The sequence below is a fragment of the Streptomyces sp. NPDC085946 genome, from assembly GCF_044540485.1.
GTDB lineage: Bacteria > Actinomycetota > Actinomycetes > Streptomycetales > Streptomycetaceae > Streptomyces.
Genome location: NZ_JBITSF010000001.1, coordinates 842,485 through 856,324, shown reverse-complemented (window position 1 = coordinate 856,324; position 13,840 = coordinate 842,485). Strand labels below are relative to the sequence as shown.

The following is a 13,840-nucleotide window of genomic DNA, read 5'->3' as shown; positions in this document are numbered from 1 at the left end:
CTGAACGGGTGAACAGTGAGCAGTCCGGCCGCCCGCGCAACCCCGTCGGCGGCCACGTCCCCGTGGCCGGCGGCCTGCACTCCGTCGGCCTGTCCTACGCCCGCGAGCTGAAGGCGGAGGCCGTGCAGGTCTTCGTCGCCAACCCGCGCGGCTGGGCCACCCCCGCCGGCAACCCGAAGCAGGACGAGGCCTTCCGCGCGGCGTGCGCGGCCGAGTCGATCCCGGCGTACGTGCACGCCCCGTACCTGATCAACTTCGGTTCGCACACCGAGGCGACGGTGGAGCGGTCGGTGGAGTCGCTGCGGCACTCGCTGCGGCGCGGCCGGGAGATCGGCGCGCTGGGCGTGGTGGTGCACACCGGCAGCGCGACCGGCGGCCGGGAGCGGTCGGTGGCGCTGCGGCAGGTGCGGGAGCACCTGCTGCCGCTGCTGGACGAGCTCACCCACGACGACGACCCGTACCTGCTGCTGGAGTCGACGGCCGGCCAGGGCGCCTCGCTGTGCTCGCGGACCTGGGACTTCGGGCCCTACTTCGAGGCGCTGGACGCCCATCCGAAGCTGGGGGTCTGCCTGGACACCTGCCACATCTTCGCGGCCGGCCACGACCTGACCGGGCCCAGCGGCATGCACCAGACCCTGGACCTGCTGGTGGAGACCGTCGGCGAGGGCCGGCTGAAGCTGATCCACGCCAACGACTCCAAGGACGTGGTCGGCGCGCACAAGGACCGGCACGCCAACATCGGCGCCGGCCACATCGGCGAGGACGCGTTCCGGGCGCTGATGACGCACCCCGCGACCGAGGGCGTGCCGCTGGTCATCGAGACGCCCGGCGGCAAGGAGGGGCACGCGGCGGACGTGGAGCGGCTGAAGAAGCTGCGGGACCCGTGAGGCGGGCCGCTCAGAGGTCGGGGCCCTCCCCGGGCTCCTCCTGGTAGGAGTAGCGCTGTTCCTTCCACGGATCGCCGATGTTGTGGTAGCCGCGCTCCTCCCAGAAGCCGCGGCGGTCGGCGGTCATGTACTCCACGCCGCGGACCCACTTGGGGCCCTTCCAGGCGTACAGGTGCGGGACGACCAGGCGCAGCGGGAAGCCGTGCTCGGCGGTGAGCAGTTCGCCGTCCTTGTGGGTGGCGAACAGGGTGCGCTCCGAGGCGAAGTCCGACAGCCGCAGGTTGGAGCTGAACCCGTACTCGGCCCACACCATCACATGGGTGACGTCGGGCGCGGGCGGGGCGATGTCGAGGATGGTGTGCGCCGGGATGCCGCCCCACTCGGCGCCGAGCATGCTGAACTTCGTGACGCAGTGCAGGTCGGCGACGACCGTCCGGTAGGGGAGGGCGGTGAACTCCTCGTGGGTCCAGCAGTGCTTCGCGCCGTCGGCGGTGGCGCCGAAGACCCGGAACTCCCAGCGCTCCGGGCGGAACTTCGGGACCGGTCCGTAGTGCGTGACCGGCCAGCCCTTCTGCACCCGCTGCCCCGGCGGAAGCTCGAACTGTGCCCCTCCTCCTGAACCACGCGCTCCCGATCCGCGCTCTGCCGGCTGACCCATGACTCCATCCTGACAGACCTCGGGGGATGCACAGGACCGGGCCCACCCGTATTCGGACAATAAGCAACAAGCATGACTAAGCCAGCACTTACTTACTAAGTGAAGACTTACTGGACGATCTTCACCACCGGTGGAATCATGCGGCGCAACCCGCCAGTACCCACCGGTTGGAAGGAGCCTCTGCGATGCAGGGCGACCCCGAGGTCATCGAATTCCTGAACGAGCAGCTCACCGGTGAGCTGACCGCCATCAACCAGTACTTCCTGCACGCGAAGATGCAGGAGAACTTCGGCTGGACGAAGCTCGCGAAGTACACCCGGCACGAGTCCTTCGACGAGATGAAGCACGCCGAGGTGCTCACCGACCGGATCCTGTTCCTGGAGGGGCTGCCGAACTACCAGCGGCTCTTCCACGTGCGCGTGGGGCAGACCGTCACGGAGATGTTCCAGGCGGACCGGCAGGTCGAGGTCGAGGCGATCGACCGGCTCAGGCGCGGCATCCAGGTGATGCGGGAGAAGGGCGACATCACCTCGGCCAACATCTTCGAGACCATCCTCGCCGACGAGGAGCACCACATCGACTACCTGGACACCCAGCTCGAACTGATCGAGAAGCTCGGTGAGGCGCTCTACCTGGCGCAGCTGATCGAGCAGCCGGAGAGCTAGACGGCGGCCTCTTCGAACTCGCCCCGCTCCTCCGGCCCGGCCAGCACCGGCTCCCCCTGGCCGGCCGGCTCACGGCGCGGGTACGCACCCCTGCCCAGCAGCGCCTGGATCCGGCGCACGCACGACCCGCAGTCCGTGCCCGCCTTGCAGGCGGAGGCTATCTGGCGGGGCGTGCAGGCGCCGTTGTCCGCGTGCTGCTTGACCTGCTGCTCGGTGATGCCGAAGCAACTGCAGACGTACACGCGGTTCACCTCCTGCCGGGATCGTCGGTGGTGCCCGTCCCGACTGGTCGGTGAGGCAAACCTAACCTTACCCATGGCGCAGGTGCCGCAAAAGCGGGAGGGGGCGCGGATCGTATGTGATCCGCGCCCCACTCCCGGGCTGGTGACGGGCGACCGGGCTACTGGTCCCGGTACATCTCCGCGACGAGGAACGCCAGGTCCAGCGACTGGCTGCGGTTGAGCCGCGGGTCGCAGGCCGTCTCGTAGCGCTGGTGCAGGTCGTCGACGAAGATCTCGTCGCCGCCGCCCACGCACTCGGTGACGTCGTCACCGGTCAGCTCGACGTGGATGCCGCCCGGGTGGGTGCCGAGGGCCTTGTGGACCTCGAAGAAGCCCTTGACCTCGTCGAGCACGTCGTCGAAGCGGCGGGTCTTGTGCCCGGAGGCCGCCTCGAAGGTGTTGCCGTGCATCGGGTCGGTCACCCAGGCCACGGTCGCGCCCGAGGCGGTGACCTTCTCGACCAGCTCGGGCAGCTTGTCGCGGACCTTGTCGGCGCCCATGCGGACGATGAAGGTCAGCCGGCCCGGCTCCCGCTCGGGGTCCAGGCGCTCGATGTACTGCAGCGCCTCCTCGGCCGTCGTGGTCGGGCCGAGCTTGATGCCGATCGGGTTGCGGATCCGCGAGGCGAACTCGATGTGCGCGTGGTCCAGCTGCCGGGTGCGCTCGCCGATCCACACCATGTGCGCGGAGACGTCGTACAGCTGCCCGGTGCGCGAGTCGACGCGGGTCAGCGCCGACTCGTAGTCGAGCAGCAGCGCCTCGTGCGAGGAGAAGAACTCGACGGTCTTGAACTCCTCCGGGTCGGCCCCGCAGGCGTGCATGAAGTTGAGCGCCTGGTCGATCTCGCGGGCCAGCTGCTCGTAGCGCTGCCCGGACGGCGACGACCTCACGAAGTCCTGGTTCCAGGCGTGCACCTGGCGCAGGTCGGCGTAGCCGCCGGTGGTGAAGGCGCGCACCAGGTTCAGCGTGGAGGCGGACGCGTGGTACATCCGCTTCAGGCGCTCGGGGTCCGGGACGCGGGCCGCCTCGGTGAACTCGAAGCCGTTGACGGAGTCGCCGCGGTAGGTCGGCAGCGTCACGCCGTCGCGGGTCTCGGTCGGCTTGGAGCGCGGCTTGGAGTACTGGCCGGCGATCCGGCCGACCTTCACGACCGGCACGGAGGCCGCGTAGGTCAGGACCGCGCCCATCTGGAGCAGGGTCTTCAGCTTGTTGCGGATGTGGTCGGCGGACACCGCGTCGAAGGCCTCGGCGCAGTCGCCGCCCTGGAGGAGGAACGCCTCTCCCTTGGCGACGGCCGCCATCCGGGCGCGCAGCTGGTCGCACTCGCCCGCGAAGACGAGCGGCGGATACGACTCGAGGTCCGCGATCACTGCGCGCAGAGCCTCGGGGTCGGGGTACTCGGGCTGCTGCGCCGCGGGCAGGTCTCGCCAGGTGTTGCCAGCGGTCGGGCTGGTCTTAGCGTTCACGGTCACGCCCTCAACATTACGGGGTGATGTCCGGGCTTCCGGCCGATGCCCAGGAATTGAGACGCCGGATACGGTCCGGGCATGGGGTAGGGTGCGCCGTATGTTCGCGCACTCGACCCAGAACTGGTGGTGGACCGCTCCTCCGGCGGCCCACTGACTGCGCGTACGCACGACTTCGCGAAGGCCGCCCGAGAGGCGGCCTTCGGTGTTCTCCGGCTCCGGGGTCGTCTCTCCTCCACCGAGGGAGCACGACGATGAACCTGCTCGACCTGACCGACGATCCCCGCCCCTTCGCCCTGCTGCACCGCCGCACCCCGGGGCGCGACGGGAACACCGTGGAGCTGCTGCTCGGCCCGGTGTCCGCACGCGACCGCCTCGCCGACCTGCCCGACGAGGGCCTGGCCCTGGTGCCCTTCCGCCAGATCCGCGAGCGCGGCTTCGACGTGCGCGACGACGGCACCCCGCTGCTGGTGCTGACGCCCGAGGAGCGGTACGAGATCCCGCTGGCCGAGGCCCTGGACCGGCTGCCCGCCCACGACGTGCGCGTCGAGGGCGGCGGCTTCGACGTCGGCGACGAGGAGTACGCGCGGATCGTCGGGCGGGTGCTGCGCGAGGAGATCGGGCGGGGCGAGGGCGCGAACTTCGTCATCCGGCGCACCTACCAGGGCCGGATCCCCGGGTTCGGGCGGGCCGACGCGCTGGCGCTGTTCCGGCGGCTGCTGGAGGGCGAGCGGGGCGCGTACTGGACGTTCGTGGTGCACACCGGCGACCGGACGCTGGTCGGGGCGAGCCCGGAGGTGCACGTGCGGATGTCCGGCGGCACGGTCGTCATGAACCCGATCAGCGGGACCTACCGCTATCCCGACGGGGGCCCGACCCCCGAGCACCTGCTCCGCTTCCTCGCCGACGGCAAGGAGATCGAGGAGCTGTCGATGGTCGTCGACGAGGAGCTGAAGATGATGTGCACCGTCGGCGACATGGGCGGGGTCGTCGTCGGGCCGCGGCTGAGGGAGATGGCGCACCTCGCGCACACCGAGTACGAGCTGCGCGGCCGGTCCTCGCTGGACGTGCGGGAGGTGCTGAAGGAGACCATGTTCGCGGCGACCGTCACCGGGTCGCCGGTGCAGAACGCCTGCCGGGTGATCGAGCGGCACGAGGCCGGCGGCCGGGGCTACTACGCCGGTGCCCTCGCGCTCCTCGGCCGGGACCCGGGCGGCGCCCAGACGCTGGACTCCCCCATCCTCATCCGGACCGCCGACATCGACGCCGGCGGGCGGCTGCGGGTGCCGGTCGGCGCCACGCTGGTGCGCGGCTCGGACCCGGCGGGCGAGGTCGCCGAGACCCACGCCAAGGCGGCCGGGGTGCTGGCGGCGCTCGGGGTCCGCCCCCGGCGGCCGCGCGGGGAGGCCGTACGGCCCCGGCTCGCCGACGACCCCCGGGTGCGGGCCGCGCTGGACGGCCGCCGGGCCTCGCTGGCGCCGTTCTGGCTGCGGATGCAGGAGCGCTCGGACGCGCCGGGCGGGCACGCCCTGGTGGTCGACGGGGAGGACACCTTCACGGCGATGCTGGCGCACCTGCTGCGCGCTGGCGGACTGGACGTCACCGTCCGGCGCCACGACGAGCCCGGGCTGCGCGCGGCGGTGCTCGGGCACGACGGGCCGCTCGTCCTGGGCCCCGGTCCCGGCGACCCGGGCGACCCGCACGACCCCAGGATGCGGTTCCTGCGCGGGCTGGCCGCCGAGGCGCTCCGGACGCACCGGCACGGCGTCCTCGGCGTCTGCCTCGGGCACGAGCTGATCGCGGCCGAGCTGGGCCTGGACATCGTCCGCAAGGACGTCCCGTACCAGGGCGCGCAGACGGCCGTCGACCTGTTCGGGCGCACGGAGACGGTCGGCTTCTACAACAGCTTCACGGCGCGCTGCGACGACGGGACCGCCGCGGAGCTGGCCGCGCGCGGCATCGAGGTCAGCCGGGCGGCGAACGGGGAGGTGCACGCGCTGCGCGGGCCCTCCTTCGCCGGGGTGCAGTTCCACCCGGAGTCGGTGCTGACGCTCGACGGCGCCGCCATCGTGCGGGAGCTGATGGGTCAGCTGCGCGGCACCAGCACGTTCTCCGAGCGGCGGCCGGCCGTGTAGTCCAGGACGTTGCGCACCGTCGTCTCGACGATCTGGCCGACCGCCTCGCGCGTGTAGTACGCCTGGTGGGAGGTGACCAGGACGTTGGGGAAGGTGACGAGGCGGGCCAGGGTGTCGTCGGCGATGGCCTCCAGGGACTTGTCGAGGAAGAACAGGCCCGCCTCGGCCTCGTACACGTCGAGGCCGACGCCCGTGAAGCGGCCCGCGCGCAGCTCGGTGACCAGGGCGGCGGTGTCGACGAGGCCGCCGCGGCTGGAGTTCACCAGGATCGCGTCGTCCTTCATCGCCTTCAGGGCGTCGGCGTCGATCAGGTGCTGCGTCTGCGGCAGGAGGGGGACGTGCAGGCTGACCAGGTCGGACTCGGCGAGCAGCTGCTCCTTGGTGACGTACCGCATGCCGAGCTCCAGGCAGGCGGGGTTCTCCACGACGTCCCAGCCGAGCAGCCGCATGCCGAAGCCGTGCGCGATCCGGGTGAACGCCTCGCCGATCTTCCCGGTGCCCAGCACGCCCGCGGTGCGGCCGTGCAGGTCGCGGCCCATCAGGCCGTCGAGCCGGAAGTCGAAGTCGCGGGTGCGGGTGGAGGCGCGGACCACCCGGCGGTTGACCGCCATGGCCAGGGTCCAGGCGAACTCGGCGACCGAGTACGGGGAGTACGACGACACCCGCGCGATGGTCATGCCGAGGCGCTCGGCGACGGCCAGGTCGATGTTGTTGAAGCCGGTGGAGCGCTGGGCGGTCATCCGGGTGCCGCCGGCGGCGAGGGCCTCCAGGACGCGGGGGCCCAGGTCGCAGTTGACGCTGGTGGAGATCGCCTCGTGGCCGGCGGCGATGGGGGCGGTGTCCTCGTTGAGGAAGACGTCCAGGCAGCGGACCGGGTGGTGCCCGGCGAAAGCCCGCTCGATCAGTGGCTGCTCGTCGGCCTGCACGCCGAAGGCGAGGATCTCCACGGGGTGGGTTCCTTCCTGAGAGGTGGACCGTGTCCGCCGGACAGGGCGGACACGGCGGGCACGGGGGGGGCACGGCGGATGCGCGGTGGGGCGGGTACCCGCGTCCCGCCCGGGGCGACGCCGGCTCAGCCGAAGAACACGCCGATCTCCTCGTACAGCCGCGGGTCGACCTTCTTCAGCCGGGCCGTGGCCTCCGTGAGGGGCACGCGGACGACGTCCGTGCCCCGCAGGGCGACCATCGTGCCGAAGTCGCCCTCGTGGACGCAGTCGACGGCGTGCAGACCGAAGCGGGTGGCGAGCCAGCGGTCGGAGGCGCTCGGGCTGCCGCCGCGCTGGACGTGGCCCAGCACGGTCGTCCGGGCCTCCTTGCCGGTCCGCTTCTCGATCTCCACCGCGAGCCACTCGCCGACACCGGAGAGGGGCACCGGGTTGCCGGTGCCCGGCGAGTCGCCCGTGAACACCAGGTCGCCGCTGCTGGGCCGGGCCCCCTCGGCGACCACCACGATCGGGGCGTACGTGGCCCGGAACCGGGAGGTCACCCAGGCGCAGACCTGGTCGAGGTCGAAGGGCTGCTCGGGGATGAGGACGACGTTGGCGCCGCCGGCCAGGCCGGAGTGGACCGCGATCCAGCCGGCGTTGCGCCCCATCACCTCGACGACGAGCACCCGCATGTGGGACTCGGCGGTGGTGTGCAGCCGGTCGATCGCCGCGACCGCGGTGTTGACGGCCGTGTCGAAGCCGATCGTGCGGTCCGTCGCGGCCATGTCGTTGTCTATGGTCTTCGGCACGCCGACGCACGGCACGCCGTGCTCCTGCCACAGGCGCGCCGCCACGCCCAGGGTGTCCGCCCCGCCGATGACGACGAGTCCCTCGATCCCGTGCCCGGCCAGGTTCTCCCTGATCCGCGCGACGGCGCCCTCGTGCCGGAACGGATCGGTGCGCGAGGAGCCGAGGACGGTGCCGCCGCGGGGCAGGATGCCGCGCACCGCGGGGATGCCGAGGGGGACGGTCTCGTCCTCCAGCACCCCGAGCCAGCCGTCCCGGAAGCCGGTGAAGTCGTGGCCGTACTCCTGGACGCCCTTGCGGACGAGAGCGCGGATGACAGCGTTGAGACCGGGGCAGTCGCGGCCCCCGGTCAGTACTCCGACTCGCATGGGCAGGTCCCTTCGCCGCGGTGTCCGCTCCTTCCACGCTAACGAGGAATCGGCGCCCGCACGGCCGCACGCGCCGGGTCAGTCGTCGTCGAGGCCGCGCTCTATCGCGTACCGGACCAGCTCCACGCGGTTGTGGAGCTGGAGTTTGCCGAGGGTGTTCTGGACGTGGTTCTGCACCGTGCGGTGGGAGATGACGAGCCGTTCGGCGATCTGCTTGTAGCTCAGGCCCTTGGCGACCAGGCGCAGCACCTCGGTCTCGCGCTCGGTCAGCCGGGGCGCCCCCGGTGCGTCGGTGCCCTGCGCGGGGGCGGGTTCGGAGGCGAGGCGGCGGTACTCGCCGAGGACCAGGCCGGCCAGGCCCGGGGTGAAGACCGGATCGCCGGCGGCCGTGCGGCGCACCGCGTCCTGGAGCTCCTCGGTGGAGGCCGACTTCAGCAGGTAGCCGGTCGCGCCGGACTTGACCGCCTCCAGCACGTCGGCGTGCTCCCCGCTCGCCGACAGCACCAGCACCCGCACCGCCGGGTCGGCGGCGACGACCTCCTTGCAGACCTGCACGCCGGGCTTGCCGGGCAGGTTCAGGTCGAGCACCAGGACGTCGGGGGCGGCGGCCTTGGCGCGGCGGACGGCCTGCTCGCCGTCGCCCGCGGTGGCGACCACCTCGAAGCCGGACTCGGCCAGGTCGCGGGCGACGGCGTCGCGCCACATGGGGTGGTCGTCGACCACCATCACCCTGATCGTGTCCTGCCGGTCCTGCGTGGCGTCCGTCATCGCCGCTCCGCCTTCCCCCGTGTCCCGTGCGTGTCGCTCGTGTCCTTGGGCACCCTCAGTTCGACCTCGGTGCCCTGCCCCGGCACCGAGACCAGCTCGGCGCTGCCGCCCAGGTCCCGCAGCCGTCCCCGGATCGACTGGGCCACCCCGAGCCGGCCCTCGCCCTCGGCCTGGGCGAGCCGGCCCCGCGGGATGCCGGGTCCGTCGTCCCGGACGGTGACGATCACCTCGTCCGGCTCGTCCTCGACCAGGATCCACGCGCGCGCGTGCTCCCCGGCGTGCCTGCTCACGTTGTCCAGGGCGGCCCCGACCGCGGCCGCCACCTCCCGGGCGGCGCGCGGCGCCAGGGTCACCGGCGCGCCGGGCTCGGCGAGGCTGACCCGGGCCCCGGCGTACGGGGCGAGCAGCGCGCGCAGGTCGGCCGGGCCGTCCGCGTCGGGTTCGCCGGCGGCCCGGACGACCGCTCCCTCGGCGGCGTCCCGCGACGCCCGGGAGACGGGCACCAGCCCGCCGGAGACCAAGGTGCGCAGGGCGACCTCCTGCTCGCCGGCCAGCCGGCCCAGCTCGGCCGCCTCGCCGCCGAGCGCGGTCCCGCGCCGCTTCACCATGGCCAGCACCTGGAGCACGCTGTCGTGGATGTCCCGCGCGAGCCGCTCCCGCTCCCGCGTGGCGGCCTCGATCTCCAGGGCGCGGGCGAGGGTGCGTTCGGAGGCGCGGGCGACCTCGACGACGTACCCGATGGCGATGGAGGCGACCCAGACCAGGATCACGTTGTGGACGGTGTCGCGGGCCGGGCTGCCGCGTTCGACCAGGTTGGCGACGGCGACGAGGGTGGAGGCGAGGGCCGCCCAGCGCCAGCCGCCCTTGATGGCGAAGGCCAGCACCGAGCCGGCCGTCCAGATCGACGGCAGCGTCGGGCCGCCCGCGTGGATCCGCTCGGGGGCGTCGGCCAGCGGCGTGAGCAGGATACCGGTGACCGCGAGGGTGAGGTCGGCGGCGAGGAAGCCCCTGGTGCAGCGGGCGGCGTTCGCGAGCCGGGGCAGGGTGGCCAGGGTCCAGACGCACAGCACGGCGAAGTAGGCGACGGCGAGCCAGGGCCGGACGAACTCCTCGTAGGCGGTGGCGAACAGGCCGACCGCGTACACCGTCGTCAGCACCCGGTAGCCGGTGAGCGCACGCCACAGCGGCTGCTCGACCGACATCCTCGTGACCTTCTCGCGCCTGGCCATTCCCCCACCCCCCGGACCCGGCCCGGCTAGGGCTCGGACCGCCGCTTCTCGGCCTTCTCCTTCTCGGCCTGTTCCTTCTCCGCCCGCGCGAGCGCGGCCCTGGCCGCCTTCTCCGCTTCCTTCCCGGCCTTCGCCTCCTCCGCGAGCTGCCGCTTCATGGCGGTCGCGTACATGTCGACGTACTCCTGGCCGGAGAGGTTCATGATCTCGTACATGACCTCGTCGGTCACCGCGCGCAGCACGAACCGGTCGTGCTCCATGCCCTGGTAGCGGCTGAAGTCCAGGGGCTTGCCGATCCGGATGCCCGGCCGCATCAGCTTCGGCACGACCTTGCCGGGCGGCTGGATCTTCTCCGTGTCGATCATGGCGACCGGGATGACGGGCGCGCCGGTGGCGAGCGCCACGCGCGCGAGGCCGCCCGGCTTGCCGCGGTACAGCCGGCCGTCGGGCGAGCGGGTGCCCTCCGGGTAGATGCCGAACAGCTCGCCGCGCTCCAGCACCTCTATGCCGCTCTTGATCGCGGCCTCGCCCGCGCCGCGCGCGCCGGAACGGTCCACGGGGAGCTGGCCGACGCCCTTGAAGAAGGCGGCGGTCAGCCGGCCCTTCACGCCGGGCGTGGTGAAGTACTCGGCCTTCGCGATGAAGGTGACCTTGCGGTCGAGGACCGCGGGCAGGAAGAACGAGTCGGAGAACGACAGGTGGTTGCTCGCCAGGATCGCGGGGCCCTCGGCGGGAACGTTCTCCAGGCCCTCCACCCAGGGCCGGAAGGCGAGCTTCAGCGGCCCTCCGATGGTGACCTTCATCGCGCCGTACAACAACCGAGTGCCTCCTGTGTCTGTGGATCAGACCATAACCCGGAGCGCCGTCAATGGCGCCGACGACCCTGGTCGGTGTCAGTACGGTCGCGTACGGTGAAGGCCCGCGCACGATGTGCCGGTCCCTTCACACCCGCCCGACCCCCTTTGCCGCCTTTGCCGCACTCGACGAACAGGAGGCCGAAGGTGCCGCTGCTGCCCGGAGCCGAGCCGCTGCGCCACGCCGGCTCTGAGACCGCCGTCCTGCTCTGCCACGGCTTCACCGGTTCGCCCCGGTCGCTGCGCCCCTGGGCGGAGCACCTCGCCGCCCGCGGCCTGACCGTCTCGCTGCCGCTGCTGCCCGGGCACGGCACGCGCTGGGAGGACCTGCGGATCACCGGCTGGCAGGACTGGTACGCGGAGGTGGACCGCGAGCTGCGGCTGCTGCGCGAGCGCTGCGCGACGGTGTTCGTGGCCGGGCTGTCCATGGGCGGGGCGCTCGCCCTGCGGCTGGCCGCCCGGCACGGCGACGCGGTCGCCGGCGTCATGGTCGTCAACCCGGCGAACAGGATGCACGGCCTGGCGCAGCACGCCCTTCCGGTGGTCCGTCACCTGGTGCCCGCCACCCGGGGCATCGCCGACGACATCGCCAAGCCGGACGTCACGGAGCTGGGCTACGACCGGGTGCCGCTGCACGCGGCGCACTCGCTGCGGGCCTTCTTCCGGCTCGTCGACCGCGAGCTGCCGCAGGTCACCCAGCCGCTGCTGCTGATGCGCAGTCCGATGGACCACGTCGTGCCGCCGGCCGACTCGGCCCGTATCCTCGGCCGGGTCTCGTCGACGGACGTGACGGAGGTCCTGCTGGAACAGAGCTACCACGTGGCGACGTTGGACCACGACGCGGGGCGGATCCACTCGGAGAGCGCCGCGTTCATCGACCGGCTGGCACCCGGCTCCGGCACGGATCCGCGTCCCGACGGGGAGCCCGCTCTCGGCATGGAAGGGACGACCGCAGGTGGCTGAGCACGACTCCGACCGCGAGGACCGCGAGCCGGACGAGAAGGGTGCCCCGCTCGACGAGGAGGCCGCCTGGGCGGCGATCGTCGCCGGCTACGGCGAGGAGCCGCCGGACCCGCCGGGTGCCAAGCCCTTCAAGTCCGTCGAGGACCTGGCGCTCCTGGAGGCCGAGACCAACGACGACCGGACCGGGTCCGACGACGGTGGAGCCGGGACCGGAACCGGGACCGTGGTGGACGACGACGGGCCCGGGGCCGGTTCCGAGGGGGACGAGCCGGGCACGGCCAGGCCGCTCGGCAGTTCGGTCGCCTTCGCGCCCGGCGTGGGCACCGGCCGCGCCGCGGGCCCGCGCGACTACACCACGGCGGAGCCGTCCGACGAGGACCTCGACGCGGACGACGAGGGGCACTTCGTGCCGCCGGAGCCGCCGCCGCTGCCCGAGGCCGACGCCACCGCGAAGTTCGCCTGGCTCGGCGTGCTGGGCGCACCGGTGCTGCTCCTGCTGGCGGTGCTGCTCGGCTGGGACATGACGTGGTGGCTGGCCACGCTCTGCATCGGCGGCTTCCTCGGCGGGATCGCCGCGCTGGTGCTGCGGATGAAGCCGGACGACGAGGACGACGACGACCCGGGGCGCGGCGCGGTGGTGTGAGCCGGGCGGGCCCGGCCCGTGCGCCGGGCTAGCCGGCGGGCACCCTGAGGGCGGCCAGGACCGGGAAGTGGTCCGTGGCCGCCCTCAGGTCCGTCTCGCTCACCCCGGGCTGGCCGAGGGGCACCCCGCAGCCCAGCACCTCGATGCCCTTCGTCGCGAAGATCGCGTCGATCCGCTGGTAGGGGTCGCCGGGCGTCCAGGTGTGCTCGGCGCCCCAGGGGGCGGTGGCCCAGCAGTCCTGGAGGCCGTCGGCCAGCAGCCGGAAGGCGCGGCCGTCCGGGCGTTCGTTGAGGTCGCCGCCGGCGACCGCGTGCTCCACGCCCAGCGCGGCGAGCCGGTCGAGGAGCAGGCCGCCCTGCTCGTGGCGCTCCTGCGCCCTGAGCGACAGGTGACAGCTGAGCACGCCGAGGCGGGCGCCTCCGAACCGCACGACGGCCGTGGCCAGGCCGCGGCGGTGCTGGCCGGGGGTGAGGGGCAGCAGGACGTCCTCGGTGCGTTCGACGGTCGTCCGCAGGGAGCACAGGATCGCCGGGCCCGCGGCCGTGGCCCCGCCGGTGAGGGTCACCAGGTCGGCGGCGTGGGCGAGGCGGGCGAGCTTCTTGCGCCAGCGGAAGAAGCGGGGGGCCTCCTGGAGGAGGACCAGGTCGGGGGCGCAGGCGCGGATGACGCGGGCGAGGGCGGCGGTGTCGTCCTTCATCGAACGGATGTTGTAGCTGAGGACGCGGATGACGGCTGAACCGTCGGGTTCGGTGCGGGAGTTGGGCAGCAGCGGTGTCGCCATGCCGTCAATTTACGGGGTGGGGCGCCGGGGCGCCTGACGGGCGGGGCGCCGGGCTCCGTCTCGGCGGGGCCCCGTTCGTCGTGGCTCGGCGCGCGGGTCCGCGCACCCCTGAGCAAGACGGGCGTGCGGCTCGACGGCGGGCGGCCCGTCGCCGTGGGACGACGCGCAGGCCCCCGCACCCCTGAGCAAGACAGGTGTACGGCTCGACGGCGGGCGGCCCGTCGCCGTGGGACGACGCGCGGGTCCCCGCACCCCTGAGGGGGTGCGGTTCGCCGGGGGGGGCGGGGGCGGGGGGGGGCTCCCCGCCCGCCGGGGTGTCACATGACCGGGTCGGGCTCCCCGGCCCGGTCGGCGGCGCCCACCACGCCCCCCGTGGTGCCGCGCTGGGGCGCCAGGACCTCGGCGCACC

At 73.1% G+C, this 13,840-nt stretch carries 15 protein-coding genes; 6 read left to right on the top strand and 9 right to left on the bottom strand.

Going from position 1 to position 13,840, the window contains the following annotated elements:
* Nucleotides 1-8: 8 nt before the first annotated feature.
* Entirely contained in the window at nucleotides 9-887 is an 879-nt protein-coding gene (locus ACIF8T_RS03820) for a deoxyribonuclease IV (RefSeq protein WP_400030772.1), read from the top strand.
* Between the two features lie 10 nt (nucleotides 888-897).
* Here ACIF8T_RS03820 and ACIF8T_RS03815 read toward each other — a convergent pair whose 3' ends face one another.
* Nucleotides 898-1,545: a sulfite oxidase-like oxidoreductase gene (locus ACIF8T_RS03815; protein ID WP_400030770.1), complete on the bottom strand. Its 648-nt coding sequence runs from the start codon at nucleotides 1,543-1,545 to the stop codon at nucleotides 898-900.
* 185 nt (nucleotides 1,546-1,730) lie between these two features.
* Here ACIF8T_RS03815 and bfr point away from each other — a divergent pair, with 185 nt between their 5' ends.
* Nucleotides 1,731-2,210, top strand: coding sequence for a bacterioferritin (bfr, locus tag ACIF8T_RS03810; protein ID WP_400030768.1), 480 nt, complete (start codon nucleotides 1,731-1,733; stop codon nucleotides 2,208-2,210).
* Here bfr and ACIF8T_RS03805 read toward each other — a convergent pair.
* Both ACIF8T_RS03805 and ACIF8T_RS03800 read right to left on the bottom strand, forming a co-directional pair.
* Nucleotides 2,207-2,461 carry a bacterioferritin-associated ferredoxin gene (locus tag ACIF8T_RS03805; RefSeq protein ID WP_400030766.1) on the bottom strand — a complete coding sequence of 85 codons (255 nt, stop codon included), beginning with the start codon at nucleotides 2,459-2,461 and terminating at the stop codon, nucleotides 2,207-2,209. The genes bfr and ACIF8T_RS03805 overlap by 4 nt on opposite strands.
* Before the next feature lie 149 nt (nucleotides 2,462-2,610).
* Complete coding sequence (locus tag ACIF8T_RS03800) at nucleotides 2,611-3,963, bottom strand: class II 3-deoxy-7-phosphoheptulonate synthase (protein WP_400030764.1); 1,353 nt, start codon at nucleotides 3,961-3,963, stop codon at nucleotides 2,611-2,613.
* A 94-nt stretch (nucleotides 3,964-4,057) separates the two neighbouring features.
* Here ACIF8T_RS03800 and ACIF8T_RS03795 point away from each other — a divergent pair, with 94 nt between their 5' ends.
* Entirely contained in the window at nucleotides 4,058-4,114 is a 57-nt protein-coding gene (locus ACIF8T_RS03795) for a trp operon leader peptide (protein ID WP_225634270.1), read from the top strand.
* Nucleotides 4,115-4,211: 97 nt separating this feature from the next.
* Nucleotides 4,212-6,092, top strand: coding sequence for an anthranilate synthase family protein (locus ACIF8T_RS03790; RefSeq protein WP_400030762.1), 1,881 nt, complete (start codon nucleotides 4,212-4,214; stop codon nucleotides 6,090-6,092).
* Here ACIF8T_RS03790 and ACIF8T_RS03785 read toward each other — a convergent pair.
* The 5 genes from ACIF8T_RS03785 to ACIF8T_RS03765 form a co-directional block, all read right to left on the bottom strand.
* Nucleotides 6,044-7,039 (bottom strand): 2-hydroxyacid dehydrogenase, encoded by a 996-nt coding sequence (locus tag ACIF8T_RS03785; protein WP_400030761.1) that lies wholly within the window; start codon nucleotides 7,037-7,039, stop codon nucleotides 6,044-6,046. The genes ACIF8T_RS03790 and ACIF8T_RS03785 overlap by 49 nt on opposite strands.
* A 125-nt stretch (nucleotides 7,040-7,164) precedes the next feature.
* Complete coding sequence (locus tag ACIF8T_RS03780; protein WP_400030759.1) at nucleotides 7,165-8,193, bottom strand: ATP-dependent 6-phosphofructokinase; 1,029 nt, start codon at nucleotides 8,191-8,193, stop codon at nucleotides 7,165-7,167.
* A gap of 78 nt (nucleotides 8,194-8,271) precedes the next feature.
* On the bottom strand, nucleotides 8,272-8,961 hold the full coding sequence (locus ACIF8T_RS03775; RefSeq protein ID WP_400030757.1) for a response regulator: 690 nt from the start codon (nucleotides 8,959-8,961) through the stop codon (nucleotides 8,272-8,274).
* Nucleotides 8,958-10,190 (bottom strand): MacS family sensor histidine kinase, encoded by a 1,233-nt coding sequence (gene macS / locus ACIF8T_RS03770; RefSeq protein ID WP_400030755.1) that lies wholly within the window; start codon nucleotides 10,188-10,190, stop codon nucleotides 8,958-8,960. The genes ACIF8T_RS03775 and macS overlap by 4 nt, the downstream gene beginning before the upstream one ends.
* Nucleotides 10,191-10,216: 26 nt before the next feature.
* Nucleotides 10,217-10,993 (bottom strand): lysophospholipid acyltransferase family protein, encoded by a 777-nt coding sequence (locus ACIF8T_RS03765; RefSeq protein WP_400031486.1) that lies wholly within the window; start codon nucleotides 10,991-10,993, stop codon nucleotides 10,217-10,219.
* 198 nt (nucleotides 10,994-11,191) lie between these two features.
* On the opposite strand from ACIF8T_RS03765, the gene ACIF8T_RS03760 reads away from it, so the two are divergent.
* Nucleotides 11,192-12,007 (top strand): alpha/beta hydrolase, encoded by an 816-nt coding sequence (locus ACIF8T_RS03760; protein WP_400030753.1) that lies wholly within the window; start codon nucleotides 11,192-11,194, stop codon nucleotides 12,005-12,007.
* Nucleotides 12,000-12,650 (top strand): hypothetical protein, encoded by a 651-nt coding sequence (locus ACIF8T_RS03755; protein WP_400030751.1) that lies wholly within the window; start codon nucleotides 12,000-12,002, stop codon nucleotides 12,648-12,650. Before ACIF8T_RS03760 ends, ACIF8T_RS03755 begins: the two co-directional genes overlap by 8 nt.
* A 28-nt stretch (nucleotides 12,651-12,678) precedes the next feature.
* Here ACIF8T_RS03755 and ACIF8T_RS03750 read toward each other — a convergent pair whose 3' ends face one another.
* Nucleotides 12,679-13,431 (bottom strand): endonuclease/exonuclease/phosphatase family protein, encoded by a 753-nt coding sequence (locus tag ACIF8T_RS03750; RefSeq protein ID WP_400030749.1) that lies wholly within the window; start codon nucleotides 13,429-13,431, stop codon nucleotides 12,679-12,681.
* Nucleotides 13,432-13,840 lie beyond the last annotated feature (409 nt).

What these genes read in the sequence shown, in the direction of transcription:
- ACIF8T_RS03815 (WP_400030770.1), bottom strand. Translation starts at nt 1,545, where the DNA reads ATGGGTCAGCCGGCAGAGCGCGGATCGGGAGCGCGTGGTTCAGGAGGA.
- bfr (WP_400030768.1), top strand. Translation starts at nt 1,731, where the DNA reads ATGCAGGGCGACCCCGAGGTCATCGAATTCCTGAACGAGCAGCTCACC.
- ACIF8T_RS03790 (WP_400030762.1), top strand. Translation starts at nt 4,212, where the DNA reads ATGAACCTGCTCGACCTGACCGACGATCCCCGCCCCTTCGCCCTGCTG.
- ACIF8T_RS03780 (WP_400030759.1), bottom strand. Translation starts at nt 8,193, where the DNA reads ATGCGAGTCGGAGTACTGACCGGGGGCCGCGACTGCCCCGGTCTCAAC.
- ACIF8T_RS03775 (WP_400030757.1), bottom strand. Translation starts at nt 8,961, where the DNA reads ATGACGGACGCCACGCAGGACCGGCAGGACACGATCAGGGTGATGGTG.
- macS (WP_400030755.1), bottom strand. Translation starts at nt 10,190, where the DNA reads ATGGCCAGGCGCGAGAAGGTCACGAGGATGTCGGTCGAGCAGCCGCTG.
- ACIF8T_RS03765 (WP_400031486.1), bottom strand. Translation starts at nt 10,993, where the DNA reads ATGAAGGTCACCATCGGAGGGCCGCTGAAGCTCGCCTTCCGGCCCTGG.
- ACIF8T_RS03750 (WP_400030749.1), bottom strand. Translation starts at nt 13,431, where the DNA reads ATGGCGACACCGCTGCTGCCCAACTCCCGCACCGAACCCGACGGTTCA.